Origin of the sequence: Methanocorpusculum sp. (genome assembly GCF_030655665.1) — an archaeon.
GTDB lineage: Archaea > Halobacteriota > Methanomicrobia > Methanomicrobiales > Methanocorpusculaceae > Methanocorpusculum.
In genome coordinates this window covers 209,105-234,866 of the sequence record NZ_JAUSPQ010000008.1, presented here as the reverse complement: position 1 = coordinate 234,866, position 25,762 = coordinate 209,105, and the positions used below count along the sequence as shown (strand labels likewise).

27 protein-coding genes and 3 tRNA genes are annotated in these 25,762 nt (G+C 48.9%); 6 read left to right on the top strand and 24 right to left on the bottom strand.

The window, feature by feature from the left end; all coding sequences use genetic code 11:
* Positions 1-17 precede the first annotated feature (17 nt).
* From feoB to Q7J08_RS07310, 3 genes are read right to left on the bottom strand one after another with little or no spacing between them, the layout of a single operon-like run.
* Positions 18-1,892, bottom strand: coding sequence for a ferrous iron transport protein B (feoB, locus tag Q7J08_RS07320; RefSeq protein ID WP_304911034.1), 1,875 nt, complete (start codon positions 1,890-1,892; stop codon positions 18-20).
* A complete protein-coding gene (locus tag Q7J08_RS07315; RefSeq protein WP_304911033.1) occupies positions 1,889-2,584 on the bottom strand; it encodes a metal-dependent transcriptional regulator in 696 nt (231 codons plus the stop codon). The genes feoB and Q7J08_RS07315 overlap by 4 nt, the downstream gene beginning before the upstream one ends.
* A 36-nt stretch (positions 2,585-2,620) precedes the next feature.
* Positions 2,621-3,304 (bottom strand): Dna2/Cas4 domain-containing protein, encoded by a 684-nt coding sequence (locus tag Q7J08_RS07310; RefSeq protein WP_304911032.1) that lies wholly within the window; start codon positions 3,302-3,304, stop codon positions 2,621-2,623.
* A 45-nt stretch (positions 3,305-3,349) separates the two neighbouring features.
* On the opposite strand from Q7J08_RS07310, the gene Q7J08_RS07305 reads away from it, so the two are divergent.
* Complete coding sequence (locus Q7J08_RS07305; protein WP_304911031.1) at positions 3,350-3,643, top strand: DUF3467 domain-containing protein; 294 nt, start codon at positions 3,350-3,352, stop codon at positions 3,641-3,643.
* Positions 3,644-3,694: 51 nt separating this feature from the next.
* Positions 3,695-3,766, top strand: a tRNA-Thr gene (locus tag Q7J08_RS07300).
* Between the two features lie 615 nt (positions 3,767-4,381).
* Here Q7J08_RS07300 and Q7J08_RS07295 read toward each other — a convergent pair.
* The 5 genes from Q7J08_RS07295 to Q7J08_RS07275 all read right to left on the bottom strand — a co-directional run bounded on the left by Q7J08_RS07295 (position 4,382) and on the right by Q7J08_RS07275 (position 7,640).
* Positions 4,382-4,666 carry a hypothetical protein gene (locus Q7J08_RS07295; protein WP_304911030.1) on the bottom strand — a complete coding sequence of 95 codons (285 nt, stop codon included), beginning with the start codon at positions 4,664-4,666 and terminating at the stop codon, positions 4,382-4,384.
* Between the two features lie 125 nt (positions 4,667-4,791).
* Complete coding sequence (locus Q7J08_RS07290) at positions 4,792-5,487, bottom strand: energy-coupling factor ABC transporter permease (RefSeq protein ID WP_304911029.1); 696 nt, start codon at positions 5,485-5,487, stop codon at positions 4,792-4,794.
* 167 nt (positions 5,488-5,654) lie between these two features.
* A complete protein-coding gene (locus Q7J08_RS07285) occupies positions 5,655-6,581 on the bottom strand; it encodes a DNA polymerase subunit beta (RefSeq protein ID WP_304911028.1) in 927 nt (308 codons plus the stop codon).
* A 156-nt stretch (positions 6,582-6,737) separates the two neighbouring features.
* Positions 6,738-7,505 (bottom strand): EFR1 family ferrodoxin, encoded by a 768-nt coding sequence (locus tag Q7J08_RS07280; protein WP_304911027.1) that lies wholly within the window; start codon positions 7,503-7,505, stop codon positions 6,738-6,740.
* Between the two features lie 51 nt (positions 7,506-7,556).
* A tRNA-Leu gene (locus Q7J08_RS07275) sits at positions 7,557-7,640 on the bottom strand.
* Positions 7,641-7,827: 187 nt separating this feature from the next.
* Here Q7J08_RS07275 and Q7J08_RS07270 point away from each other — a divergent pair.
* Both Q7J08_RS07270 and Q7J08_RS07265 read left to right on the top strand, forming a co-directional pair.
* Positions 7,828-8,403, top strand: coding sequence for a DUF6434 domain-containing protein (locus Q7J08_RS07270; RefSeq protein WP_304911026.1), 576 nt, complete (start codon positions 7,828-7,830; stop codon positions 8,401-8,403).
* 27 nt (positions 8,404-8,430) lie between these two features.
* Positions 8,431-9,303, top strand: coding sequence for a radical SAM protein (locus Q7J08_RS07265; RefSeq protein ID WP_304911025.1), 873 nt, complete (start codon positions 8,431-8,433; stop codon positions 9,301-9,303).
* A gap of 509 nt (positions 9,304-9,812) precedes the next feature.
* Here Q7J08_RS07265 and Q7J08_RS07260 read toward each other — a convergent pair.
* Together Q7J08_RS07260 and Q7J08_RS07255 are read right to left on the bottom strand one after the other, a co-directional pair.
* Complete coding sequence (locus Q7J08_RS07260; protein ID WP_304911024.1) at positions 9,813-10,094, bottom strand: type II toxin-antitoxin system HicA family toxin; 282 nt, start codon at positions 10,092-10,094, stop codon at positions 9,813-9,815.
* A gap of 7 nt (positions 10,095-10,101) precedes the next feature.
* A complete protein-coding gene (locus tag Q7J08_RS07255) occupies positions 10,102-10,545 on the bottom strand; it encodes a hypothetical protein (protein ID WP_304911023.1) in 444 nt (147 codons plus the stop codon).
* 385 nt (positions 10,546-10,930) lie between these two features.
* Here Q7J08_RS07255 and Q7J08_RS07250 point away from each other — a divergent pair.
* Positions 10,931-11,003, top strand: a tRNA-Gln gene (locus Q7J08_RS07250).
* A 43-nt stretch (positions 11,004-11,046) separates the two neighbouring features.
* Here the strand turns inward: Q7J08_RS07250 and Q7J08_RS07245 are convergent.
* The 8 genes from Q7J08_RS07245 to Q7J08_RS07210 form a co-directional block, all read right to left on the bottom strand.
* Positions 11,047-11,847, bottom strand: a complete 801-nt coding sequence (locus tag Q7J08_RS07245; protein WP_304911022.1) for a PDC sensor domain-containing protein — start codon at positions 11,845-11,847, stop codon at positions 11,047-11,049.
* Between the two features lie 55 nt (positions 11,848-11,902).
* Positions 11,903-13,543 (bottom strand): ATP-dependent DNA ligase, encoded by a 1,641-nt coding sequence (locus Q7J08_RS07240; protein WP_304911021.1) that lies wholly within the window; start codon positions 13,541-13,543, stop codon positions 11,903-11,905.
* Between the two features lie 5 nt (positions 13,544-13,548).
* A complete protein-coding gene (locus tag Q7J08_RS07235) occupies positions 13,549-14,391 on the bottom strand; it encodes an MBL fold metallo-hydrolase (RefSeq protein WP_304911020.1) in 843 nt (280 codons plus the stop codon).
* A 104-nt stretch (positions 14,392-14,495) separates the two neighbouring features.
* Positions 14,496-15,953, bottom strand: coding sequence for a sodium:alanine symporter family protein (locus tag Q7J08_RS07230; protein ID WP_304911019.1), 1,458 nt, complete (start codon positions 15,951-15,953; stop codon positions 14,496-14,498).
* 125 nt (positions 15,954-16,078) lie between these two features.
* Positions 16,079-16,396: a hypothetical protein gene (locus Q7J08_RS07225; protein WP_304911018.1), complete on the bottom strand. Its 318-nt coding sequence runs from the start codon at positions 16,394-16,396 to the stop codon at positions 16,079-16,081.
* Positions 16,397-16,450: 54 nt separating this feature from the next.
* Positions 16,451-17,623, bottom strand: a complete 1,173-nt coding sequence (locus Q7J08_RS07220) for a redox-regulated ATPase YchF (protein WP_304911017.1) — start codon at positions 17,621-17,623, stop codon at positions 16,451-16,453.
* A 72-nt stretch (positions 17,624-17,695) separates the two neighbouring features.
* Positions 17,696-18,628 (bottom strand): CRISPR-associated endonuclease Cas1, encoded by a 933-nt coding sequence (cas1, locus tag Q7J08_RS07215; RefSeq protein WP_304911016.1) that lies wholly within the window; start codon positions 18,626-18,628, stop codon positions 17,696-17,698.
* On the bottom strand, positions 18,625-19,233 hold the full coding sequence (locus tag Q7J08_RS07210; RefSeq protein WP_304911015.1) for an archaemetzincin family Zn-dependent metalloprotease: 609 nt from the start codon (positions 19,231-19,233) through the stop codon (positions 18,625-18,627). The genes cas1 and Q7J08_RS07210 overlap by 4 nt, the downstream gene beginning before the upstream one ends.
* 46 nt (positions 19,234-19,279) lie before the next feature.
* On the opposite strand from Q7J08_RS07210, the gene Q7J08_RS07205 reads away from it, so the two are divergent.
* Positions 19,280-19,678 (top strand): UPF0146 family protein, encoded by a 399-nt coding sequence (locus tag Q7J08_RS07205; RefSeq protein WP_304911014.1) that lies wholly within the window; start codon positions 19,280-19,282, stop codon positions 19,676-19,678.
* Here Q7J08_RS07205 and thiL read toward each other — a convergent pair.
* From thiL to Q7J08_RS07175, 6 genes are all read right to left on the bottom strand, one after another.
* A complete protein-coding gene (gene thiL, locus Q7J08_RS07200) occupies positions 19,666-20,526 on the bottom strand; it encodes a thiamine-phosphate kinase (RefSeq protein ID WP_304911013.1) in 861 nt (286 codons plus the stop codon). The two genes, Q7J08_RS07205 and thiL, sit on opposite strands and share 13 nt — an antisense overlap.
* A complete protein-coding gene (locus Q7J08_RS07195; protein ID WP_304911012.1) occupies positions 20,526-22,838 on the bottom strand; it encodes a DUF460 domain-containing protein in 2,313 nt (770 codons plus the stop codon). Before Q7J08_RS07195 ends, thiL begins: the two co-directional genes overlap by 1 nt.
* Positions 22,835-23,695: an RIO1 family regulatory kinase/ATPase gene (locus tag Q7J08_RS07190; protein ID WP_304911011.1), complete on the bottom strand. Its 861-nt coding sequence runs from the start codon at positions 23,693-23,695 to the stop codon at positions 22,835-22,837. The genes Q7J08_RS07195 and Q7J08_RS07190 overlap by 4 nt, the downstream gene beginning before the upstream one ends.
* A gap of 142 nt (positions 23,696-23,837) precedes the next feature.
* Entirely contained in the window at positions 23,838-24,416 is a 579-nt protein-coding gene (locus Q7J08_RS07185; RefSeq protein WP_304911010.1) for a hypothetical protein, read from the bottom strand.
* A gap of 7 nt (positions 24,417-24,423) precedes the next feature.
* Positions 24,424-24,696 (bottom strand): hypothetical protein, encoded by a 273-nt coding sequence (locus Q7J08_RS07180; protein WP_304911009.1) that lies wholly within the window; start codon positions 24,694-24,696, stop codon positions 24,424-24,426.
* The gene (locus Q7J08_RS07175) at positions 24,680-25,468 is read right to left on the bottom strand and encodes a TIGR04255 family protein (protein ID WP_304911008.1); all 789 of its coding nucleotides are present in this window, start codon (positions 25,466-25,468) and stop codon (positions 24,680-24,682) included. Before Q7J08_RS07175 ends, Q7J08_RS07180 begins: the two co-directional genes overlap by 17 nt.
* Positions 25,469-25,762: the final 294 nt, after the last annotated feature.

The following is a 25,762-nucleotide window of genomic DNA, read 5'->3' as shown; positions in this document are numbered from 1 at the left end:
GAGAGGGAATCTCTCCCTCAAAACAGCATGAAAACAAAATGCAGAAGTGCCCCAAGGGAAGTGCCGAGCAAAAGAGTGAACACCGTGATAAGAGCGGCCGCTTTTACCCCAATTTCCCTCATGAGAACGGCTATCGTAGAGATACACGGAACGAAGAGAACGCACACCAGAGCGAAAATATAGAGCTGACTGCTCGAAAGGATGGAGGCAAGATCGGTCGTTCCCCCCATGATCGCGAGTGTTTCAAAGGCCATCTCTTTTCGAAGGATCCCAAACATGAGAGCGGTGAACGCAAATCCGGGCAGCCCGAGGACTGCGGTGGAGATCGGATCGATGAACGACTCGAACATCGTGACAAGTCCCAGGTACTCGAAGATCCCCAGAAACACACTGCTGATCAGCAAAAGCGGCATAGCGATGTACAGGAACTCGCTGACACGCATCCATGCTTTTCGGACAACATACTTCGGAATCGGCCGGCGAAGCTGAGCCATCTCGAGGATCATTCCATACTGTTCACCCGGTGTGATCCGGGAAAGAACACAGCCGAGAACAAAAACCAGAATGAAAACGATCCCATAGATGGAAAATGCGGCGCCGAACCCAATGAAGGAAGCAACGATCCCGGATATCACAACGGTCCTCGCTGAGCAGGGAAGCATCGTCACAAGAACAGAGGCAATGACACGTTCACGCCTGGTCGGGAGAAAACGTGTGCTCATGATCGCAGGGACACTGCAGCCAAAAGAGAGAACGAGCGGGATGAGCCCCTGACCATGGAGACCGAGCCTGTGCATTCCCCGGTCCGCAAGGAACGCGGCTCTGGTCAGATATCCGGTGTCCTCTAAAATCGAGATGAAGATGTAGAACAGAAACACATAGGGAAACGCAATTCCAAGACCCGACATGAGGGCGAGAATCACTGCACTGCCCACCGTATCCAGAAACGGCGCCAGGTTCAGAGCGTGGAACGGATTCAGAAGATACGTCGTCATCACGCTTATGATAGCTTCTTCCAGAAATCCTCCCAGAAGAAAAACGACCCCAAGGATGCCGACCATCGTGATGATCAAAATGGGAACACCGGGAAATCCCCTCGTTAAGAGGGAGTCGAGATCGCGGCGTTTCTTTGGCGGAGATAAGGTCGTCACCTCTTCGGAGATGGTCTTTGCCGTGTTGTGCCGGTTTGCTCCAATGATCTGATCGGGCGACATCATGTGCCGTTTTTCGATCTCGGATGATATGACCGCGGCACTTTCCATCACCTCGGGGGAAAGAGTGCTCAGAGGAACATTTTCCAGAGCAAACATTGACTCTGCTTCCGAAAGATTGTGATACTTCTGCAGGCTTTTTGCCGCCGCTTCGATGTGATGATCGTATCGCGGAACGATCCCGGGAACCGGAAGTTTATCACCGATCACATAGTCGGCGATTTTTTCCAGATTTTTTCCTTCGGTCGCAATTGTCTCGATCACCGGAACGCCGAACTTTTTCGAAAGCGCATCGGCATCGATGATCTTCCCGGCGGACCGGGCATCATCCATCATATTGAGCACGATCACCAGAGGTTTTCTGATCTCGGCTGCCTGCAACAGAAGATACAGATTCCGCTCGAGATGTTTGGCATCCAAAACCGCCACGATGAGATCCGCGTCTCCGGTGACCAGATACTCTCTGACGAGTTTTTCCTCATCGGATCTTCCTGAAAGAGAATAGATGCCCGGGAGGTCAGTGAGAGAAAACTCCGTCTCGTTGTAGCGGACAATACCCGTCATCAGGCCGACAGTGGTTCCCGGATAATTGCTCACCTCAACACCAAGACCGGTCAGGTGGTTGAAGATGAGGGATTTCCCAACACTGGGGTTCCCGATCAGAACTGCCCGGCGCATCATTGCGTGTTGCACCGCTCGACCATAATATTCTCGGCGACCTCGGGACTTAAGGCGATATCGCATCCTTTGACGGTTATTACGACCGCATTATTGTCGAGCTTGCGTCTGAGTGTTATCAGTTCGCCGGGAATGACCCCGAGATCAATGAGACGACGGTGTTTGGCAAAGCACCGGATCATGGAAACATGCAGGAGGGAACCTTCCTCGCACTCAGATAGGGAGACGATGGGATTTCGTTTCGTGAGTCCGGCATGTCCTTCATGCTCGACTGGACTGCTCGTTTCCAGATGGGCAGCACGCCTCCACCCTCTTCCCCGACCAGTTTTGTGTCCCGGACCGCGCTTTTCCAGAAACGTGTCGAGACGCTCGATCGTCTCCGAGGAGATGCTGTGTTCCATGAGGCATGCCTCTTTTGATGCATGATCCGGTTCGGTACCAAGAACGTCGGTGAGAAAACTGGTCAGGACCGCATGTTTGCGCGCAACCTGCGCTGCCTTCACGGTTCCCTTATCTGTGAGAGAAAGTCCACGGGCAGACTCGGTGAGATACCCTTTGTCTTTGAGACAGGTGACCGCTTTGCTGAGCCCTTCAGTGTCACCGTGTGCCAGATCTTCCAGATTCGAAACCTTTACCGTTTCTTTTCCGGTATTGAGTATTGCTTCGAGAATATCTTCTGAGAGTTCAAAGGTCATTACTATCTTAGTATCTTTTTTCTCAGAATATCTAAGTTATGCCTTTGACATCATTTTGGAAAAGAGAGATTTGGGTTTTTCAACAGCGGAACAGGTCTCCACGAATTTACACCAGGAACAGTATGGACCCCGGACAACTTTCGGAATCCCCCCTTTCGTTACTTTTTCTGCTGCCCGTAGTGCCAGAAACAGAGCACGTCTGTCTTTTGGTTCTACAACAACACTGCGTATAGTTCCCGAGCCGATATATTCAACGCGCCCGTAGAAGGGTTTTCCAAACATCTCTTCCAGACAGATCGCGTAGCAGACCACGCGAAGCCGGTCGGAAAGGTAGACGCCGCGTGTGGGGGCCGATCCGCTTTTTACGAGGGAAAAACTGTCATCAAAGAACCGGTCGACTTTCCCGAAGATACCGTATTTTTCAGAGAAAACCGACACATCATACCGTTCAGCCTGACGCCAGGTCACTTTGCTGCAGGCAGCGACCATCTTTTCGAGGTATGAGAGCGCGGGCTGATCCTCATGCACCAGGTTTTTCAGCCCCCCCTCCCAGATATCCTCAGCCGAGAGGATATCACCAAGATAATAGGATATTTGTTTTGCGACCGTGTATGCGATCGGTTCTTCGTAGGGGATATCAATGGATTTTGCCAGGTAGAGCTGCATGGGACAAGTGCCTGCTTTCACCACATCTGTTACAGAGATTTTCTCGTCCGGCATAATGACTCAATAGACATAAGTTCGTTCAGCACACTATTAATAATTATGGCAGGCAACGAACTCAACATTCAGATCCCTCAGAACCTTGACCCGGTTTACAGTAATATGATTCAGATCGCATTCAAGGATGATGAGTTCACAATGATGTTTTTACACCAGCTTCCGGTGGCAAATCAGGCAAAAGCAAAGGCAATTGTCGCGATCAGCCCGAAACATGCAAAGAAACTTCTGGAAGCTCTGCAGAAGAGTGTGAATGATTACGAGGCGAAGTTTGGACAGATCACCAGCGGAGCGCATGCCGAAGGAACCGATACGCCGACTCTGCAGGGATATTCATAAATCAATAACCTATTTATTGTCTAACAGGCAATGTGTTTAAGCACATAATGTGCCGTCGTGGCTTAGCGGTATAGCGGCTGATTCGTAATCAGCAGGTCGAGGGTTCAAGTCCCTCCGACGGCTCTTTTTTTACGTTTTTATTCCGAGTCTTCTTCACGATAACAATTCTATCTGCTTCCGGAATTCCTGACCCGGGTCTGCCGGTCAGTGAAGAGAATGGCGTACTGTCATTGTACGAAGCTCAAAAAAGGATACCCGCCCCTGCACACAACGACGGGGGTTTTCTCATCATCTCGATTCTTTTGATTGTTCGATGAGTTCATATTTCCGGCGAATGGTTCTGGCAGACTGTCCAGGGGTTTTCGTGGAGGGCTTCTGCCGCTTAATTTGTGCTTGTAAGGTTGAAGTGAACTCTGTCATATTTTTCTCTTTGCCCGTTCTTAGCTTTCGAGAACGCTTTTTCAAATACCAGACCCCGCATGACGGCATAGTGGTTCGTGCGTGGATCTCTCAATGCATTTTCCCGGGAACGTCCCGCGATGTTATATAATAGTTCTCTAGCCTTAACTTACTTCGTGCCGCAAGACGGTTGCCAGACCAAGTATGTTAACATTTTCCAACAGTTCCCTGACGCGGTCAAAGTATAATTTCTGAGGGTTCATATTCATTTTTGAAATTATTACGAGAATAGAGTGAGAAATACACACGATTATGAAAAAAAATTGCTCCTGGAAAAAATCAGGGATATTTGTTGTCTTTTGGGCGGATGTGTTTCTCCACGCCGTTTGAGATGTACACATACCGGTATCCCTGCCATTCACCATTTGGTTTTTTCACGTCGGTGAGCGTTTCCATCGCTTCAAGCCCGTCCTCATCGTAGCATTCAAGGTCAAGGATCTCCTCTACTTCACCGGTCTCGGTGTTGTACCGCTCCCAGGTGACAACATTTTCCTCATCATACGCATCAACCTCATCCTCTTCGGACTTCTGCTTGGCATCGGATTTCTTAAACAGATTGAACATAGAGATACATCTCCACAAAAGATTATATAATTACCTCTTTTCTCACGATTGAGAGGATTCCCGTCGGGATTCTCCAAACGATATATGTGCTTGATGTGGTTCGCGGATCATACCGGAGAGCATGTTCATGCTTTCTCGCCCAGGATCTTTTTGATCTCTTCATCAGTAATAATCCCAAGTCCCTTCAAGATCTCCGGTTTTATGCGGGCGATATACGTCGCGACAAGTCCGCTGATTATTCCTTCGATGATCGAGATAGGGATCTGAACGACGGCAAAAACGACCGCGGCCGCAATAAAAGCAGTGAGAACGCTGCCCTCGACCGGATATGCCAGCGCTATCTGCAGAGAGGTTACGAGATAGGTCACGCAGTTGGCAACAACCGCCGCACAGAAAACCGCCGGGCCAAGAGAAACATGCCTGGTTTTTCTCAAGCCCGTAAAAACCAGCCATGCCGCCAAAGGCCCCATAATCGCCATGGAAAAAGCAGAGGCGCCAAGAGTCGTAAATCCGCCGTGTCCGAGCAGAAGTGCCTGAAACACCAGAATGATCAGACCGAGAACCGAAGTGACGGCCGGTCCAAAGAACGAGGCAGAGAGACCCGTCCCGGTTGGATGGGAACAACTCCCGGTCGGAGACGGAATATCCACTAAGGAAATCACGAATATAAACGCTCCGCAAACTGCCATCAAAGGAAGGATACGCCTGTCCTTATTGATCATTTTCGTTATTTTCCACATACCGTAGATGAGAAACGGAGCTGATAGCACGGCCCAGAAAACACACCAGCCAATGGGCAGAAACCCATCCATAAAGTGCATAACCAAACATTGCCGCGGAGAGTGTATGAAGATTACCCTCCCGAAAAAATAGGACGGCAAATACGGCCGTAACCTCCGCAACGGAGAACAAATATACGGATAAGGGCGCAGATGAAGGAGCTTAAAACAATTGAAAAAAGAACGGATGGGATTTTTCAGGTGGAATGTTACTGATCGAGCAGAGTTCTCGAAACGATATACTCGCCGTGGGCTTCCCGGGTCGTCCCGACGATAAGCCAGGTCTGATCCCCGTGTTCCTCGACAACGCCTTTTGCTTCCAGCGTCTCGCCCGTGAAACACTGACCGCAGTAGGTATGCGTAAACGAGAGGACCAGGTCGATCTCTTCGTGGTCGACTTTGTAGATCCCGGGCGAATCGAATGCAAGACTTGCATCGGTGACCTTTGCTTCGATCGTCATCACGCCCGTCTTCTCGCCAAGCGTGATCGGCGGGACCGAGTGGAGATTGTCATATCCACGTGAGTAAAGCAGATCGAAGTAGGTCCCCTCAAACTCTCCGCGGTTGAACTTCCGGCTTTCATGCAGAACGAAATCATCGAAACTGATGTCGGGCACCCGCTTTCTGTAGACCTTTTGCCACATCTCTTCGCTCATCGCGGGGATCTTTCCTGCCTTCACCGCGGCCATCAGCTGTTCGCGGGCCAAAAACCAGGCCGAGCCGTACACCACCATGTCGATGTCGGATGCAGAATTTTCGAGACCGGCGACGAGCGACCCCGTGCAGCCATAACTCATCGGCGGCAGATCGAAGTGGGAAAACAGCCGCGCGACCTGGGGGTTTCTGGCAGCGATGCCTGCCGCCTCTTCCTCGGGCTTCAGCACGCGGACGATGTCTGCAAGCGGGACGCGGTGGACCAAATCAAGATATTCGGGTTTGTGTTCCTTGACCCAGGCAAATGCGTCGGCAAAATCATATTTCTTGTATCTCGTTCCCGAAGGAGCCGTCCGGTCCCCATCAGGAATCGGGACATAACGCAGCACGCATTCGGCGCGGGAATCATTTTCATACCCGGAGACGGCGTAAAGACAGCCGTCTTCGGTCATAACAAAATCACGTAAACGAATCGGTTTCATAAAAATGCGTGGCTCTTTTTTTCATCTATACTACCATCCTCTTTTAAAGAAGGATGCATGCACCCAAATCCAAGTAGGGAAAGTTTGTCTCCATTCTTTGGCATTTTTCTGTATAACATGTTTCATTCACCTGTTTTTCGATGCTTATCTATAATTTCAGCTATTAGACTCTATTATTTCTTTTAGAGTCACATGTTCATTTTTAAACCGGGAATCCGGATTCTTCTCGGATTTTAGTTTAATTGCTTTCTTCGGACAGAGATTAATACAGGAAAGACAAAATTCACACGTATCTCCATGAATAGGTTTACTGTTTACCTGCTCTTTGTCAATTGAAATATTATCTCGTGGACATACCTTGATACATGTCCCGCAATTATTGCAGTCATCATTAATAGAGAATTTTTTTGGTGAATTATACTCAGGAAGTACCTTTGTCACTTGTTGAAATCCACTCGTTAAAATGACGTCTAATACTGAACCTTTATTGATATATTCCTTACTTTCAGAAATATCCTTTATTAAGACGCGCAAATTTTCTTCTATGTTCTTCTGCTTTTTTTTCTGTTCTTCAACGTCAAAAATCGGCAGATAATTATCAACCATTAGCAGGCTGTTTGCATAGTGTATAGATATGCCATTCTTTTTTGCGTAGTTTGTGAACCAGCCAACCCCATTTGCTATCATATTACCGTATGTTAAAATAGCAAAGATATACGGACTTTCCAGTGTCACCTTCTCTACAAATTCACGTACAATTTTCGGAGCAGCTAATCCATAACATGGGAATATGATGCCAATTTTCTCATCTTGATAGCGCAATTCATTACTTCTTAGCACCTTTGGTATGGAATAGAGCTCTCCTTCAAATCTTTTAGCAACATATAAACTGTTTCCAGTGCCCGTAAAATAAAATATTTTCATGATAAACTCCCTTAACAAATATGTTTAGGTTATTCATTTGATTCAGAAAAATGCGAGGGAAGGGATTCGAACCCATGAACTACTGAAGACCAGATCTTAAGTCTGGCGCCGTTGGCCTGGCTTGGCTACCCTCGCCTACCCTATTACATTAGATGCTCTTACATAAAAAAGAGAGCGGAAATACATCAGTAGTTTGCGGTCTTCATCTCACATCATTTTTTCACCGTATTCAATGGGAAAGAAAGATTTATGCATACACCAATAAAATCAAAAGAGTGATGGCGAAACGAACGCTACCTAAACGAAGTCAAGGAAAATACAAATGACCAAAAGACCCGTTTTAGATAACCATTTAGACAGCAAAACATTTCGCGAGTTCTATTACTTGAAAGAAGAGTTGATAGACTTTTGCAGAAAATACCGTCTACCTGTCTCTGGCGGCAAAATAGAAATAACGGACAGAATTGCTTATTTTCTTGATACAGGCAAAGTATTGTCGGCATCAACAGCAAAGAAAAGAGCCGCAATACTGTCAAATATTTGCGAAGATACAAAAATTGAATCTGATTTTGTTTGTTCTGAAAAACACAGAGCGTTTTTTAAAGAGCATATTGGAAAGAGTTTTTCTTTCAATGTCACTTTTCAGAAATGGCTAAAAAGCAATGAGGGTAGAACGTATAAAGACGCAATTACCGCTTATTTTGACATTATGGAAGAGAAGAGAAAAGGAGAAACAGTCATTGATAAGCAGTTCGAGTACAATACCTATATCCGTGATTTTTTTGCAGACAACAAAGGAAAAACCTTAGAAGAAGCCATTATATGTTGGAAATACAAAAAGCAGTTGCCAGGTCACAACCGTTATGAAAGGTCAGACCTTGGAGCATTGGATGGATAACTTTGCGTTTGTCGAGATGATTGTACCATGCACTATGTAAAATCCAAAGGGATCTTATCGGCCAATAACGGGATGAACCTCTACCGCGGGTGTTCCCACGGGTGTATCTATTGTGATTCGAGAAGCAGGTGCTACCATATCGAACACGCGTTTGAAGACATCGAAGTCAAGGAAAATGCTGTCGAATTACTAAACAAAGCACTGAGACGCAAGAGGAAAAAATGCATGATAGGCACCGGGTCTATGACGGACCCCTATATTCCGCTTGAACTGGAGCTTGAAAACACGAGAAAAGCACTGTTTTTGATAGAGCAATACGGTTTTGGGTGTACGCTTATAACAAAATCGAACCGCATTTTGCGGGATATTGACCTACTGAAAAAAATAAACGACAAAACGAAATGCGTAGTCCAGATGACGCTGACTACCTTTGATGAAGATCTCTGCAGAAAAATCGAGCCGAACGTAAGCACAACAAGGGAACGCTTCAACGTTCTGAAACAACTGCGGGATGCAGGAATACCCACGGTTGTATGGCTTTGCCCGATTCTGCCGTTTATCAATGATACAAAAGAGAACATCGAAGGGATTTTGGATTACTGCATAGAAGCAAAAGTATATGGTGTTCTTTCTTTTGGCATGGGATTGACACTTCGTGAGGGAAACCGGGAATACTTTTACCATCAGCTCGATCTGCTGTTTCCGCACCTGAAAGAGAAGTATATGCAGAGATATGGGAATCAATACGCAATAGACAGTCCAAACAGCGCAGAACTCATGAGATTGTATCATCAAAAATGCGAACAAAACGGTATCGTCCATGATAACAAACAGATATTCGAATATCTGAACGCGTTTGAAGAAAAACGGCATGATAGACAGTTGAGCCTATTCGAGTAAGGGAAAGGTAATCAAACCTGAATTTGGCAGTTGGAAAATATACTTTTCCCGCACCCCATAATCAGATATTATGTAGAATATTTGAGATTTATTTTTAATAGGACTTACGCGGTGTGGGTGTGGATTCAATAAGGGAAGGTGGTGGGAGGAGGAGGAAACACGAGGGAAAAAACCAACCGCGAATCGGCGCGGTTGATTTTATCTCAGATATCCATACCCAGTAATACCCTTCCCGAATTGGATTGAGGATAACCCCACGTAAGTCCTATATCAGTAATCTGTAGAGTTTTTTCGTTTATTTTCAGTAGAGTAGAAGTTTCCGGCAGGTTATTTACTGCAAGAAACAGGGTCACAAATAGAGTAATCAATACACCTAATGTTGTCATGATAGAACGACTGCGTGTAGACTGTGATCGTACCCAACCCCATTCTCTTTCGTTCATAAATGACTATTCGCAAGTGGAATAGATATAGAGAATGGGTGATAGAATGGAAAAAAGCGTGGTTCGTTATTCCTTCACGAGATCAAGATCGGCATACCGCTTCACCAGATCCTCATGACCGATCGTGCAGGAGATCATCTCCAGAAACTCAGACTTGGATAGATACGTTTGCTCAGCCATTTTTGCCAGAAGAAAATCATTGAGTTCCTGTTTGTTATGACTTACATGCGTCGTAACTGGGCTTCTCTTTCCGTTAGCATAAAACGTATAACGCGGGTGTTTCTGCCTCCCGGAAACCTGCTCGAATCCCTTCTTTTTCAAAGCTTTCGTGACTTCATCAGCCTTCAAAATCATATTAGAGCCACACAGCATCCCGCAATTTTTTCCCAAACTCTTTTGAGGCCGCTGTCATTGAAACATCAGGATCATTATACTGGTCAAAACTATCGGAAAATTGTAATCCAGCCTCCTCTAAAGCCTCTTCCAATGTTTCACAGGAGACAAGAATCTTAAATTCGGGATTTGCCAGATCAATAAACCCGTTTTTCTGGTCGATATGCAATTGAAGAGGAATGGGTATTTTCAACTTCTTCATCTCGTTATCTTTTCCAATGGGGACCTCAGAAAGAAACACTACCCCATGCGCAGTCCCTTCATCACCCACATCCAGCATATCAAGCATCTGTCCCAACACATCATCATACGTCTGATGACCCCGCTTGCGCTGGATAACCCGCTCCTTAATCTCAGAAGAGATAGAAATGGTCGCCCGCTGTGGTCTTGTCTCAGCTGCCTGCATGATATAAAATAATGGGAGGTGTGAGATAATAGATTTTCTCCATGAGATTATCTCTGATAGATCATCCTAATATAGCGTTCAACCTGCAAGAATTTTGACAAGCACATCTCTCCCCATCTACAAAGTAGCAACAAAAAGAATCCAATGTCATCACAAAAAAAGAAGTAATAGGAGGAACGCCGCGAAACATCACCCGATGATTCAACTCCATTGAAACCATCTTATTTGAGAGACTGCCGATGAAAATTCGGAAATCTACAAATACTTTCCAGACCGACATGTCTGGAGAAGATAGTTCCTTTCCCATTCACGCGAGCAGCGTGTTAGAAGGTTCCCAGTAAGAACCTCTCATAAAATGAGAAGTGTATTAGTCTGTGAGACACGAACTCCTGTAGTGTAGTGGTCAATCATTCCGGCCTTTGGAGCCGGAGACGGTGGTTCGAGTCCGCCCAGGAGTATCTGATATTTTTTTCCGCCGGACGTTCTTTTTTCCCTACGTTTTTAGCTTGATCCCGCATCCGACTTCGTCAGGACAACACGCCAGTCTTTCTCGCCAAATGAGAGAGTGTCCCATACTGCTGTTTTTTCAACAACATCTGTACCTATATCGGCTGTATAGACATATTTCGTCTCACCCGAAGAGTTTGCTGCGACGAGCTCTGCCATTTCCCGGATCATCGCATAATCCGGATCGGTCAGGAGATTGACGCCGGCTTCCGAAACATCCGCATCGAACACCTGAACGCCGTTCATCTGCATGACCCAGAGGTTGTACCCTTTTTCAAAGACTTTCTGCTCTTCCGGGCCAAAGAGACGATACGGATCGAAACTCAGACTGATATACCCGGCATATTCATTGGAAATTTCGATCGGGACCGAGAGAAGATATGCCTCCATTCCGTTTTCCAGAACCATATAGTCGGAGACATACACATCTGTCCCGGCAAAGATCTCTTTGTTTGGCGGATAGCTGCTCAAGTTCTGACCAAGTGTACTTATGATGTTATTTGGATAGACTGCACGCACGATCCCGTTCTCATCGGCGATCAACAGGTCATGGGTCAGTGTTGTCCTCTGATACAGGGTCGCCAGAGCCTGACGGCCGTTCTCAGGAGTCGGGTCGGCAGCATAGAACTCGGCTGCGGATCGTGCCTCGTCTGCCGTCGTAGTGAGGGTTTCGTGCAGCGATGAGATCACATCTGCCAAAATATCATTCTGAGAAGGTGTCTGTTCAACACATCCTGCCGAAAAACAGGACAGCATAATGAGAGACATCATCGCCAGCAGTACAAAGACTCGCATATTCATACTACTCTCTCTTCAGGGAAAATGATATGGGTGATGACAAATATTCCAGTTACTCTTCCTTGTTTTGGAGAGAATACCGGCGGGTCAGGCTCTCCAGCGTCTCAATCTCATACACATCCTTGTCATCCCGCAGTCTGACAAAACGCGGGAACCGAAGAGCGTATCCTGCCGCGTAATTGGTACTCCTCTGGAGTTCGGCATACCCCACCTCAAACACCACATCCGGTTCAAACGAAACCGTCTTTCCTTTTTCTGCAATGATCTTTTCCTTGAACAGATCATACAGGGTCGAAAGCATCGAGTCATCGATGCCGGTCGCCACACGCGAGATCTCCAGGAGATCGCCGTTCTCATCCTGACAGGCAAGAAGGAACGAGCCGAACATCTTCGCACGTTTTCCTTCTCCCCACTCTGCGCCCGTGACCACCAGATCAATCGTATCGACCTCCGGCTTGATCTTAATCCAGAGCTTGCCCCGGTTTCCCGGCAGATACGGCGAGTCGAGAACTTTAAGCATGATCCCTTCATTGCCGCTGTCGAGCGAGGCATGATAGTACGCTTCGATCTCTTCTGCGGAATCGCTGACGATCTGCGGAGCGATATATGTGGTCATCACCGACTCGAGGATCTGCCGGCGGCGGAAGAACGGCTGATCGATCAGGGTCTCGCCGTCGGCCGCCAGGATATCAAACACCCAGGGAAGAAGGGTGATCGCTTCTTTGGCATCCCCGATATCGTGCTTCCTGCGGATCCGTCGGAGGATCGTCTGGAAAGGCATGGGTTTTCCATTCATGATGGCGATCACTTCGCCGTCGATGATGACGTCATGCGTTGTTGCCGCATCCAGCATCTCAACCACGTCAGGAAGAGAAGCCGTCATCTCTTCCAGCCGCCGGGAGTAGATCGCACATTTTCCCCCGGATTTGTGGAACTGGAATCTGCTGCCGTCGTATTTATTTTCCGCAGCGAGTTTTCCGTGGGTTTCGACCATGGAGGTGATGGATCCCTGCTGGGCAAGCATCATCTTCACCGGCCTAAAAGCCGTGATATGGACCTCGGTGAGTCTGCCTGGATCGGATTTTGCGAGGGTGGCCACTTCACCCAGATCGTTGAGGGCCTGGTGGGCATGCTCGATCACGTCTGCCGGGACGCCGAATGCTTTTGCAACGGCATCCTTGACGACTCCTTCCCCTACCCCGATCCGCATCTCTTCGAGCATGAGTCGTGCAAGGTATCTTCCTTCCAGCGGAGTCGCATTCGAGAGAAGATACTGGGCGGATCTGAGCCGTTCCTGCTGGGATCTTCTGCCGGAGGATTTTGCCATCAGCAGAAAACGCTCGTTCACATCCAGCAGATCAAGTTCTTCCGAGAAGAACATCGTCTGTTCACGTTTTTCGAGAAGACTCTCAACAACTTTTCCGACGTCGCCTGAGTTGTTTATTGCCGAGACCACATAATCCCGTTTTTTGCCGATAACGTAGGCGAGGGCATCATACAGAAGGTTCGGGCCGAACCCGAGTTTCTCGGATGACCAGTCGGGAAACAGTTTCCCGCGCATGAATCTGACGAAGACAGGCAGTTCCTCCTCCGTGAGGCTCGGGAACTTTTCGGCCAGAATATCTGCCGTGGCAAGACGCGAGGAAGTTTCCTCGATGGTATTACAGATAGCTGCAAACTCAACAAACTGCATATTTCCTACACCTGAAACTTTACGAGCCGGCGTTCCCGGTATTCTGCAAGCTGATCACTGACAAATATTTTCGTTCCGCTTTCGCCTGCTGCCGCCAAGGCCATCTCACGGGCGATGTTTGGACGATTGTAATTTTCCGAAAGATGGGCAAGCGCGATGATCCCGACATCCTTCGAGAGCTCTGCGATGCATGCTGACGAATCCTCGTTCGAGAGATGCCCGTCATTTTGGATCCGGTCTTTGAGGTATCTGGGATACACCCGGAGCACACATTTGTTTCCCTGACATTCCGCCCCGCACGACCGGCACATTTCGCATTCCGGGAACCGATCCGATTTCATTGCTTCAGAGCAGTAGTTACTCTCCAGAACAACGGCATCACAGGCTGAAAGGATCGTTTTCATCGTATCCGAAACCTCGTGGGTATCAAGACATATCCCGATCCTTGAATCCCCGTCGTCGATGACGAAACCTGTGGGCTCGGCCGCATCATGGTATGCCCGAAACGTGGTGATCTTCAGACCGCCGGCTTCGACCGGGATATGTTCATGACAGAGGATCCGCTTTGCGGAAGCGGGAATTATATTTCCTTCCTCAAGGGCGTTCAGTGTCCCGCCTGAAGCAAAAACCGGAACACGCGCAGCTTTTACAAACGCTTTCGCAGACCTGACATGATCCGAGTGTTCGTGGGTAACACAAAGCCCGCGGAGATTATCGGTATTCAGGTGCAGACTCTGCAGTGTCCGCATAAGATATCCAAGACCGGCATCAATTACGATCGAATCGGAATCATTGCCAACATAGATGCAGTTTCCTTTACTGCCGCTTGCAAGAAGGACACAATCCATTGATACAGTATTGGATTTACTAAGAGAAAAAGACCCAAGGATTTTGGTGATGGCCTGTCCTGCGGGGAAAAGCAAATAAAAAAATGAGAGGAAATCCCGAAGGATTATTTCTTCTCTTCGTCTTCGCCGGACCAGCAGGTAACACCTGTTGAGTCGCTGAGGCAGGATGCGTTGAAGACTGGATCAACGATTCCGTCAGCTTTCTGGTCAAAGTAGTCTTTGAGTGCTTCGAAGGCATGTTTACCCAGAAGAAGTAAGACACCCATGTTGAAGATACCCATAAGTGCCTGGAACGTGTCTGCGAGATCCCATGCAAGACCCATCGACATCATGGATGAGATAAAGACCATTGCAACGATCGCAACACGGAGAACAACAACTGCTCCTTTCTTTTCAGTGATGAACTTGGTGTTCGTTTCACTCATGGAGTAGTAACTGATCAGACTGCTGAATGCAAAGACCAGCATGAAGACGGCGATGACATACGGACCTGCTGCTCCAAGGAAGGTTGCGCTCATCGCTTCCTGAACGAGGGCTGCTCCGGAAACCGGGATGCCGGAGTATCCGGGGTATGCAACATTCGTGTAGATGATGACGACAAAGGCAGTTGCGGAACAAACCACGAGTGTATCGATTAAGACACCGACAGACTGCATAAGTCCCTGCTTTACCGGGTGTTTAACATCTGCGGACGAGGAGACGTTCGGGATAGAACCGATACCAGCTTCGTTCGAGAACACACCACGCTTCAGACCCCACATGATTGCTGCTCCGATTCCTCCGCCGACAAATGCCTGAACGCCGAATGCGTAGGAAAAGATCGTCTGGATAACAAGAGAGACCTGGGTGAAGTTCACGAGGACGATCATAAGACACAGAAGGAGCCAGATGATTGCCATTGCCGGAACAAGCCATGTTGAAACTTTTGCAACACGTCTGATACCGCCGAAAACGACTAAGGCTGCAAGAATGGTGATGATCACTGCAAAGACGATCTGTTCAGTGCCAAATGCGTTGGAAAAGGCGAGAGTTGCGGTGTTTGCCTGCACACCAATGAACATCAGACCGTAGGTGATGATGATCAGAATTGCGATGAAAGCAGCGAACTTTGGTTTGCCGAGACCGTTCTTAATGTAGAATGCCGGACCGCCGTGGAAATGGCCGTCATCCTTCTTTTCTTTGTAAATCTGACCGACCGTTGTTTCAACGAAACTGGTTGCCGCGCCGATCAGGGCAAAGATCCACATCCAGAAAACAGCACCGGGACCACCCATGACGATTGCGACGGCGACACCGGCGATATTTCCGACACCGATACGGGCACCCATACTGACGCAGAATGCCTGGAACGATGAGATGGTCTGTTTACCTTTTTGTGCGCGTAAACCGGTAAACGCAACTCTGCATGATTCACCCAGACGATTGATCTGGACGCCTTTCGATTTTACGGTAAAGTATAGACCAATACCGATAAGGAATACGAATGCAAGATACCATGCATACGTATTGACGACCCCGTTGACGGAAGCAACGGTATCGTTAATGACCTCTAAAACACTCATGAGTTAAAGCGTTTCTCTATAATGGATAATTAACTCGTAGTATTTGGGTCTCAAAAATATTTTTTCAAAAAAAAGGGTTTATTCTCTTTGTATCCGGGAAAAACCGTCAGAATGCGTGAGAGAGATCACAGAGAATCAAGTGAGACGCTGCCGAAATCATCAGACTTTTGCGAGGTCGTGATACCGAACGCGGATTGACCTGCCCAGGAATCAAGGGAATTTGCTGACTCGACCATATAATCCAGAATATCGATCGAGAGTTCGCGTTTTGTTTTGCTGACCTGCATCTGCTCAACGAGGAATCGCAGCCGCTCCGGAGATTCCATTCTCAGCTTGGCAAGCGAAATCACGCACATATAGATACGTGTCAGATTCCGGTCGGTTCCCGTAATAGTATCGAAGAACGCCCGGAGGATCTGTGCCTGATAGACTTCGCTTCCCATAAGTATTCTACATTGGTGAGTTATCCATTATATAGATTTGCCAAAAAAAGGGGATTATTTTGCGGTACTGACGATCTTGATGATATCGCCGGTTTTCAGTTCCGTCGTATCCTTGATCCGCATCTTTGTGCGGGCATCAACAGCGTATAAGAATCCGTTCCCGATATCGGTGTGTACACGGAATGCCAGATCTTTCGGCGTTGAACCGAGCGGCATAAGGAATGCATCCGGTAATACCTGCCCTTTTGCATTACAGCATTTATTGTCATCCTCGACCGGATAGACGACGATCATATTGATCTCCTCAAAGACGATCTTGTTCAGGATCTCCTGAACTCCGGTGCTCCCGAACTTCTTCATGTTCTGAGCAATGATCGTCAGGGCTTTTACCTGAGGTGCGGAAAGTTTTGCCCCTTCGACCGGAGCAAAGGTCGCATCACCCGGGAGATATTTCAGGATCTTTACATGTGCGGCGCTCTTGAGAGCAAGTTCGCCTGCCGAGATCGTCGGAACTGCGCCAAGTTCTTTCAGTGCTTTGATATTTTCATCGGATGCAAGATCGGCTTTGTTTGCTGCAATGAGCATCGGTTTTGAAACACGGAACAGGACCTCGCACATCTTCTCGATGTCTTCCGGCGTTGCTTTGGCAAGATTGATGCCGCATTCGTCAACAGCTTCTCTGATCTGGATCGCGTTGATCCGAAGACCGGCGAGTGCTTCTCCAAGGAGATCGATCAGGACCTGATCTTTGCCCTGAGCCTGTCTGACGAGTCTGGCCCTGTGCTTCTCGACGATCCCCGCCATCCACATGGCAAACTCGTACCGCAGAAACTCGACATCCTCGATTGGATTCCTTGACCCGACATCGACCGGATTTCCTTCAGCATCCGTACTGCCCGAAGCATCAACGACCTGGATGATCGCATCGGCTTCGCGGAGGGTATCAAGGAATTGATTTCCAAGACCGCGGCCTAAGTGTGCATCGGGCACAAGACCGGCAACATCGATAAGTTCGACCGGAATAAACCGGTTTCCGTCGATACATTCAGTACATCCTTCAAGCCCTAGCTCCTTGCATGGGCATTTTGTCCGGACATAGGCAACGCCTTTGTTCGGGTTTACGGTTGTGAATGGATAATTCGCGATATCAACATTTGCAAGCGTCAGCGATTTATAAAACGTTGATTTGCCGCAGTTTGGTTTTCCGGCGAGAGCAATTTGTAACATAGTATATCTTTCCTTGTATGGGAGGTATCTCTGAATTATAATTTAGGGCGATGGACTCTTATGCTTTTGGAATCAGTAATGAAATATGATCTCGCCGCCATCTCTCACTGCCTCGGCGTACCGGCTCACATTTTCCTGGATCAGACCTGTATCGATCGAACCGTTCAGCCGTGTCATGAACTCCTCTTTGAGTTCATTCGAGAGAAGACACCGGGTCGTGACCTCATACGCCCCGTCAAGACGGCCTTCTTTCGCCATCTGCACGATGACCCGGTCCACCATCGAAATAGTCGCCGGCTCCATAAGATCAAGAACGCAGCCTCCCTTGCCGCCGATCACCGGCACGATCCCGCCGTACAGTGCCCCTCGGGAGAGATCGAGACCCGCACCCGTACAGGCAACGGCGAAGGTCGCATACATTACGGCATATCCGTGGGACATCATCACGTTCACCGGATCCATAAACGGGGGCTGGGTCCGTCTGCGGAATCCAAGCGTCTTCGGCAGGGTCCTACTCAGGATCTCGTAATACATCGTCTTCGTTAGAGAGAACGCCCGGCCGATCTCCGGCAGGGTGATCAGGAAATCCAGTTCACTTCGTGCGGCGGTGAGGATATCAAACTCGCCTTTTAAATACAGACCGTCAGGATCCACCTCGGCAAGCTCGTTGATATATCTCAGCCGTGCGTCGAGAGAGGAACGGATCGAGGCCATCGCGAACTTGTGGATCGGGATATCACGCTGGACTGCCGCAAGCGAGGGACCGCTTTTCCCGTACAGTCCACCGACCGGTTTGCCGTGCGCCGTGAAAAACGATACCGCGATACCGCGATCCGCGAGGCGTTCCAGGACCGAGGTATGGAGCGTGTGCCCCCCCGCGATCAGGAGATGCCGCATGCCGTCCAGTGGATATCTGGTCTGCGTGCCCTTCTGCCGGACGAGGAGCGAATCCTGCGTCGACTTGATCTCGGCGCCGTAGCCCCACACCGTTACCCAGGGGATCATGAGAAGAGCTCATCCTCCGACTTGTCGCCATTCAGCTGGACCCGGCATTTCCCGCAGAAGTATTTGCGTTTCCGGTCCAGCTCATCCAGATTCCGCGGGCAGTACATGATACAGCCGGGATTATCGCAGTGACCAAGACCAAACAGATGCCCGATCTCATGAGCGCCTTCTTTGACGATCCGGTCGATAAGGGCAGAGTCGTCTTCATATTTTCCGTAAAACTCGTTTCTGAGCCGGTACGGGGAGACGATCGCGACCCCGAGTTTCGGATAGGCAAGACCGAACACAAAGTCCGCCAGAGGTTCATAGATATCGCCCGGCGTGACCAGCAGGATCTTTTCGTGGAGATGATTGAATTTATTATAATAGTCAAGCTCCATATCGGCAGGCTTGAAAATCTGGGGCATCCTTCTCCGGAACATGTCAAGTTTTCGCAGGATCTTCACGGCATCATACTGATTTCGTGCCGGATCAAAGCCTTCGAGCGAAAATATCCCGTCATCGATCCTTGAGACGGGCATCTCAAGGACCGCGGACAACTCCTCGGAAACCGGACGCGAAAGACCCACAGGGACACGGCTGTCCCAGAAAAGATGTATCCCCATTTGTATAGGTATTTCTCTATGCAAAGTGATAAAGGTACCTTATTCTATGAGAGACAGCATCGAGAAAGCCGTTGGAAGGTACATCGCGGGAAAATATCATTCGGCCGTGGAAGTGGGATTCGGCGGAAAAACCGTGGCTGCAGAGATCGTGCAGGCGGCAGGGATCCCAATTCTCTGTACGGATGTGCACGCATACGCCGACGGACCGGTGCCCGCGGTGGTCGATGACTGTGTCGAGCCGACGTTATCTTTCTATCAGGCAGACGTTATCTACGCGATCCGCCCTGGCACCGAGATAGTGCCGGCACTGATCGATCTTGCAAAAAACGTAGGAGCAGACCTCATCGTGTATCATCTGGGCTTCGAGCTGTACGAAAACGGCGGGGAACGGATCATCACTGAGGGAGTGATGCTCCACAGATATGTTCGGGCTCACCACGTGTGAGCATAGCCCCGCTTTTCTACAATTTCCCCGTCACACCATACCCCTTTTTCTCTGACGACCGTCCCGATAACGGTGTGGTCCGTATCAAGGGCCGATAAACGCGCCGGCGGTATACAGAACAAAAGACCAAAATCCCCGCCGCCGTAGAGATAATACTCCATAGCGGAGCCGAAACGGACCGCGGGAAGCGTAAACTTCGCAGAATCGAGCGCGAATCCGACGCCGGACGCGTCCGACATATCATACAGCGAGATCGCGAGACCGTCTGATACATCCATCATAGAGGAAGCTCCGGCACGTCCGATTTTTATCCCGGCTTCGACCTGCGGGATCGGAGTGAGCAGATTTTCCCGATATCGTTCGTCCCCTTCGAGCGCCGCCATGGCACGACCCGGCGTCCCGGTAATGCATACTAAATCGCCAGGCGATGCGCCGGACCGCCGGCAGTAATGAGCTTTCTCGACGATCCCAATACCAGTGGTCACGACGGTGAGTTCAGTATGACTGTCGATATCCCCGCCGGCAACTTTCGCACCGAAGCGTTCTGCGCAGGAAACGGCGCCTTCCATGAACGGAACGAGCCGGGACGGATCGTCGAGACCGATAGCCACCAGGATCTGAATAGGCTGGGCCCCGCAGCTCGCGATATCCGAAAGCGTGACCGCGGCACTCATCCAGCCTTTTTCAAACTCGGTCATGCCTTTCGGGAAATCGGTCGTTTCATGCAGCATGTCGGTGCTGGATACGAGGATCCTGCCGTCCTGAAGATCGAATCCGGCGCAGTCGTCCGCCGTCTCGTCTTCGCCGATCAGATGACGGATGGAGGCAAGAAGGGCGCGGTCGTCCATTACTTCTTCATCTCCTTTTTGCGTTCTTCACGATACTCGGAGAGCACCCCGAACAGTATTTTTTCCGCGGATCCGGACTCGGCCTTCTGTGAAGGAGCAGATTTCTTCGGTGCTTCCTTTTTCGGCGCCGGCTTTGCTGCGGGCAGAGGTTTGGGAACCGGTTTTGGAATTGGCTTTGGAATCGGTTTCGGAGCAAGGGCCAGGACCGGCTTCGGAACGGGCTTTGAGACCGGGGCCTGAGTTGGCGCTGGTTTCGGCACAGGGATCGGAGCAACCGGTTTTGCCCGGAACACCGTCTTCTCCTTTGCCGGCGGCTCCGGCTTTGCTGCCGGGACCGGAGCCTGGACCGGCGCAGGCTTTGGCCGCTCGACCTGTTCCTTCGCCGCCCGGGGGATCACGCCGCTCTTCTTCTCGTTATTATAGACCGCCTGCGTCGTTTTCCAGTCGGCAAGAGCGGACTCGAATGCCGCGGTGTCGACCACACCGATCTTTCCTTTCACCCGGGGCGAAAGGTTCGCACCGTCCAGAACCGGGACATTCGCCTCGCGGAACTCCTCGATCAAATGCTGGCTGTGTGCCCGCTGATACGTCAGCCGCGGCAGAATGACCGCCCCGATCTTTGCCTCGGCAAGATCCCGGATCACCGGTCTGTCCCACCCGTCGATCGTGAGAACATACAGGATATCCTCCTCCCCGACCCCCATTTCGTCATCAAGGGCCTTGACAGAATCATCTGCAAGCAGCGGGAGCACTTTCAACGCAGTGCTGCCTTCTCCTGCCTGCAGGGAGATGAAATTTTTCAACCGCTCCAGCCGGATCTGCAGGGCCTGTAGGCCCTGCAGGTCCTTACTCCCGCGGACCTCTGTTCTTGGATCTTTCTTCGGGACAGGTTCCATGTCGCGGGGAGGGATCTTCCTTGAGGAGAGGATCTCCGCCTCATGAGCCCTTCTTTCGAAAACAAGCTGTTTCTGGAGGGAGGCTATTGCCTTATCCTTCACTTCAACTTCTTCCGATAAACTGCCAGTAGCTATACGAAGATTCGCAACCTCTTCTTCGAGCTTCGCGATACGCTCATCCTTTTCGTCGGGAACAAGCTCCTCTTCGATGATCACCGGCTCTTCGGGCATTTCTTCAGGATTCTTCAGCGCTTCGAGGATCTGGTCCTGGGACAGTCCGCGAACGATCCCGGCACGGACCATGTCGATATCGGTCCCTGGCGGCATCCTTTTCTGAACGGCCTCGAACTTGTTCGCATAACTCTGGTAGGCGAGGACCGCGGCCGAGAGGGCGTCGCGTTCGTGATCGTTCGCAAAGTCATACCCCTCGGTAAGCTCGTACGTCTCTTTGACCTGCACATCCCTCGCCGGAGTCCAGGCAATCGCAGAAAAGGCACGTCTGACCTTCTCGACCCCGAACGGCATCGCGGCTTTGTCGGTCGCGACCAGAACGGGTCTCCCGATCTTTGAGATGGACGCGATGATCTCGGCCTGACCGAGAGCATGCGAGCTGGAGAGATGGATCAGATCGCCGTCGAGATTCAGTGCGGCGATCCCTACAGTCGTGCCCGGAACGATGCCGACGATCAGGTAGGCGGGCCGCTTCGAGAGCGGGACAAAAGAGGGATGCTCTTTTTTCGTTCCGGTGACCCGGACCAAAACACCTGCAGATGTGCGGGAAGATGCCGGCACGTCATGACGGGGAGCGGATACGGTAAATTTGACGATCCGTTCACCCCGGGACGATCGGGACATGGAGGAGGAGAACATGAGCCCGTTTGCGAGAAGACCCGCCTCGATCTCGCGGGAAAAGGACATGACGGATCCCTGCATGTGCCGGATATACCGGCCCTTATGCGTGCGGATCTGTGGTCGTGCCCGGGACACGGTAATGGTCGTGACCCCGTCGAAGGTCTGGACCTCGTATCCTCCGCCGAAGGAGGCTATGAGAGCCGAGATCTTTGCCTGCTCCATAGGGTTCTCTGCGTCGAAGCGGAGATTATACCGCTCGGCAAGTTTCGGGAGGGGGGCGATCTTTGCACCGATGCAGGCGATGAGAACGAGTTTCGTGCCAAACGGCAAAGCTTCGGTCAGGGTAAAAAGTGATCCGGTTTCGGGGACGATATCGCGGAGCGATCCGACCGCGATGATCCCGGGTTTTTCGGCATTGATGAGATGGAGAAGACGCTGGAGGGTGAGGTTCCGTTCTTCGGATTCGATCCGGCGGTCGACTACCCGGACGAGAGCATAGAGTCCGTCGGGTGAGCGGGCAGAGGAGCCTTTGGTTTTGTCGATGCCGAAGACGAGCGGGTTCATGGGCTCGTTACGAAGCGGACGGCCTCTTCGAGGTCGTATTTTGTCTGGTATTTCTTTGCGAAGTAGGTGATGACGGTGTCAAGGTCATGCCGGAGGGTGGCGTCGGCGTTCTGATGGGTGGGCGGGGCCCACTGGGGCCAGTCGATGAGCCAGACGGTTTCTCCGTCACACATGATGTTGTATTCGGAGAGGTCGCCGTGAATAAATCCGGCGGCGTATGCTTTTTTGACTTCGGTCAGGATGTCGGCATAGATGGTGTCGGGGTCTTCGAGGACGCAGCGGAAGAGGTTCGCGCCGGGGACATGGGACATGACGATGATATGCCGGTTTATGTCGATGGGGACCGGTACGTTGACTTTGCCGTTTAAGGCTTTGAGAGCTTCATATTCCCGTTCTGCTGATTTTGCTGAGGCAAATATCCAGGGGCAGTGTCCTTCGCCGGGCATGTATTCACGGTTGGTTTTGAGGGTCTGGAAGGATCTTTGACCGACTTTGTGGAGTTTGAGGACGACGATTCCAAAGCCGAGCGCTTCGTAGATCTCGGATTCTTTGCCGACGCCGACCATGCTGCCGAGGGCGGAGATGGTCTTTTTGCCGGCGAGGTCGGAGAGGGCGAGGGCGTCGTAGCCGGCGAAGACGAGGGTGTAGCCTTTGTAAGGAACGGAGTCGGAGCGGATGAGATCCCGGTGAATGAGGTTGCCGAGACGATATTTCATTTCAGTGGGTGAGAGCTTGACGGCGGCACGGAGGTCGTCTTCGGGGACCCAGCGGTAGTGCTTCATCATCCGCTCGAGGGCGTGGAGGATGCGTATTTCGTATTTATGGAGAGATTTTATGATGTCTGCATCGATGGGCATTGGTGATATACGTTTGGCGGTGATGGGACAAATAGATGATTGAGCGGGCTGCCCCATAGGGGCGGCCTCAGCTGAGCAAATCTATGATTTGCGAGTGTGGGCAGGGACCTTAGAACCACTCCAACGCATATATATTCAGGTGTTAGGGAATCGCCACTCTTGCGAGATACGCACAATACTTTAGAGTGATTTGTTCAGCAAATATATCCTCAAGACGAACAAGACGTTTATCTCTATTATTTAATAAGTGTTTGACAGGGAGGGTAAAATAGTGTTTGAAATCGATAAGTCCTATTAATAGATCAGAGTTATCGTTTTTCTTAATTGTTAAATTATGAAATCGATAATGCATATCCAGTTGGGCAATATGTCTTTCATCTTTATTGAACATGCCCTCCTTAACTATAGAAAGATCCTCTGATTCAAATATTTTTTCAAGATGTTCAGTTTTTATTGTCGATTGCTCATCATATATCGGACATAGGAGAAGTGAGGGCATATATTTTGTAGCTTTACCAGATTTAGAGGATACCAAATCACTTGCACTTGTTGTATCACATGCCTGACTAATAATTATTGCATAGGGAAATGTATATTCAATAATATCTAGTCCCTCCTCGTCTTCAGAATCAATATAACAATATTTGACGTCCTGAAACACATCACCTTGACACAATTTATCGGTGATAGGAACTGTTTTTGATTTTGAGATGGTTGACATGTAATGATTACTTCTTTACCCTATAACGTTTAACTGTCACAATTTTATTCATACCATATACTTCTTTTTCAACAGATTTTGTACTGGAAATTCTTGGAGGAAGTGTACCTGGGACATCTGTTGTTTGCTTATCAACTACATAATCTACAACTTGAGTTGGGACATCTGTTATTTGCTTATCAACTACATAATCTCCAACTTGAGTTGGGATTTCTGTTGAAGAGAAAGTTGATAAGTAAACATCTGTTTGAGATTCTGTAAGATTATTTTGTCTTTCCATTATTCATTTCCAACCTTAATTTATCAGTGATGGAAGTTTCAAACAATTCCTGAATTATTTTATGACAATTTGTAAGAGTAGTAATGATATCATCAGCTGTATTCATTGATTCTGGAGAGAAACAATCAAAATCCAATACAAAGTCATTTTTAGAAATGGGTGCAGGATAATTTTCATTAATGAATCCGTACCGGAAATTTAACCTTAAATCTCCATATACATACTCAGTTGTTTGAATGGAACGCACCAGCTTAACTAGGTCTGATTTTTCGAATGCGTTACGTTGGGCCGCACCCGAAATAGGAGAGACAAAGAAATTTTTTTGTATTTTTATTGTGTTTGCATCTAAAATATTAACATATCTTAACCCAATTCTCATTGTATTAATATTATTTTTGAGAAATAATTCATTAAGAAATGCCTTAAAAGAGGCAACATATGACTCGAAAGTCCCATAATGAGTACATTCTACAACGAAAAATGTATTAGATAATATCAACTTATTTCCATCTTCATCGAGATAGGTCTTTTGAAGACCTTCTTGAGAATGATTCTTAATAGCCAATTCCTCTCCAGGATTATCATTCATTATATCAATTAAATTAACTCGGACACGTTGATCCATTTTTTTATATTGGTATGATTCTTTGATAGATAGATCAAGTTTTTGATCGGAAATGCTCTCATTTGACAATGTTTCAACAAAATCCACTCGACAAATTACTTTTTTAATAAAATTATTCTTATATTTTATTCCATTATAATTACTCATCCCAAAACCTCACTAGACATATTAGTTAATTCTATCTTCTCTATATATATTTTTATCATTTTTGAGATTGCCAGGGATCTCATTATATGATTTCCCATTATTTTCTAAATACCTGTCCAAAAGACATCCAATAATAAACTCAGCATATAGCCTACGCAAAAATACCCACACCATAAATATTTTCCACACCCAACGGAATCACGTCTAGATACCTTCTCTGCCGTCCTCTCCGAATTAAAATTGCGGTGAGGCCTCCGACGTCGACCCTCGCTTGAATCGGTGGGAATAACTGAT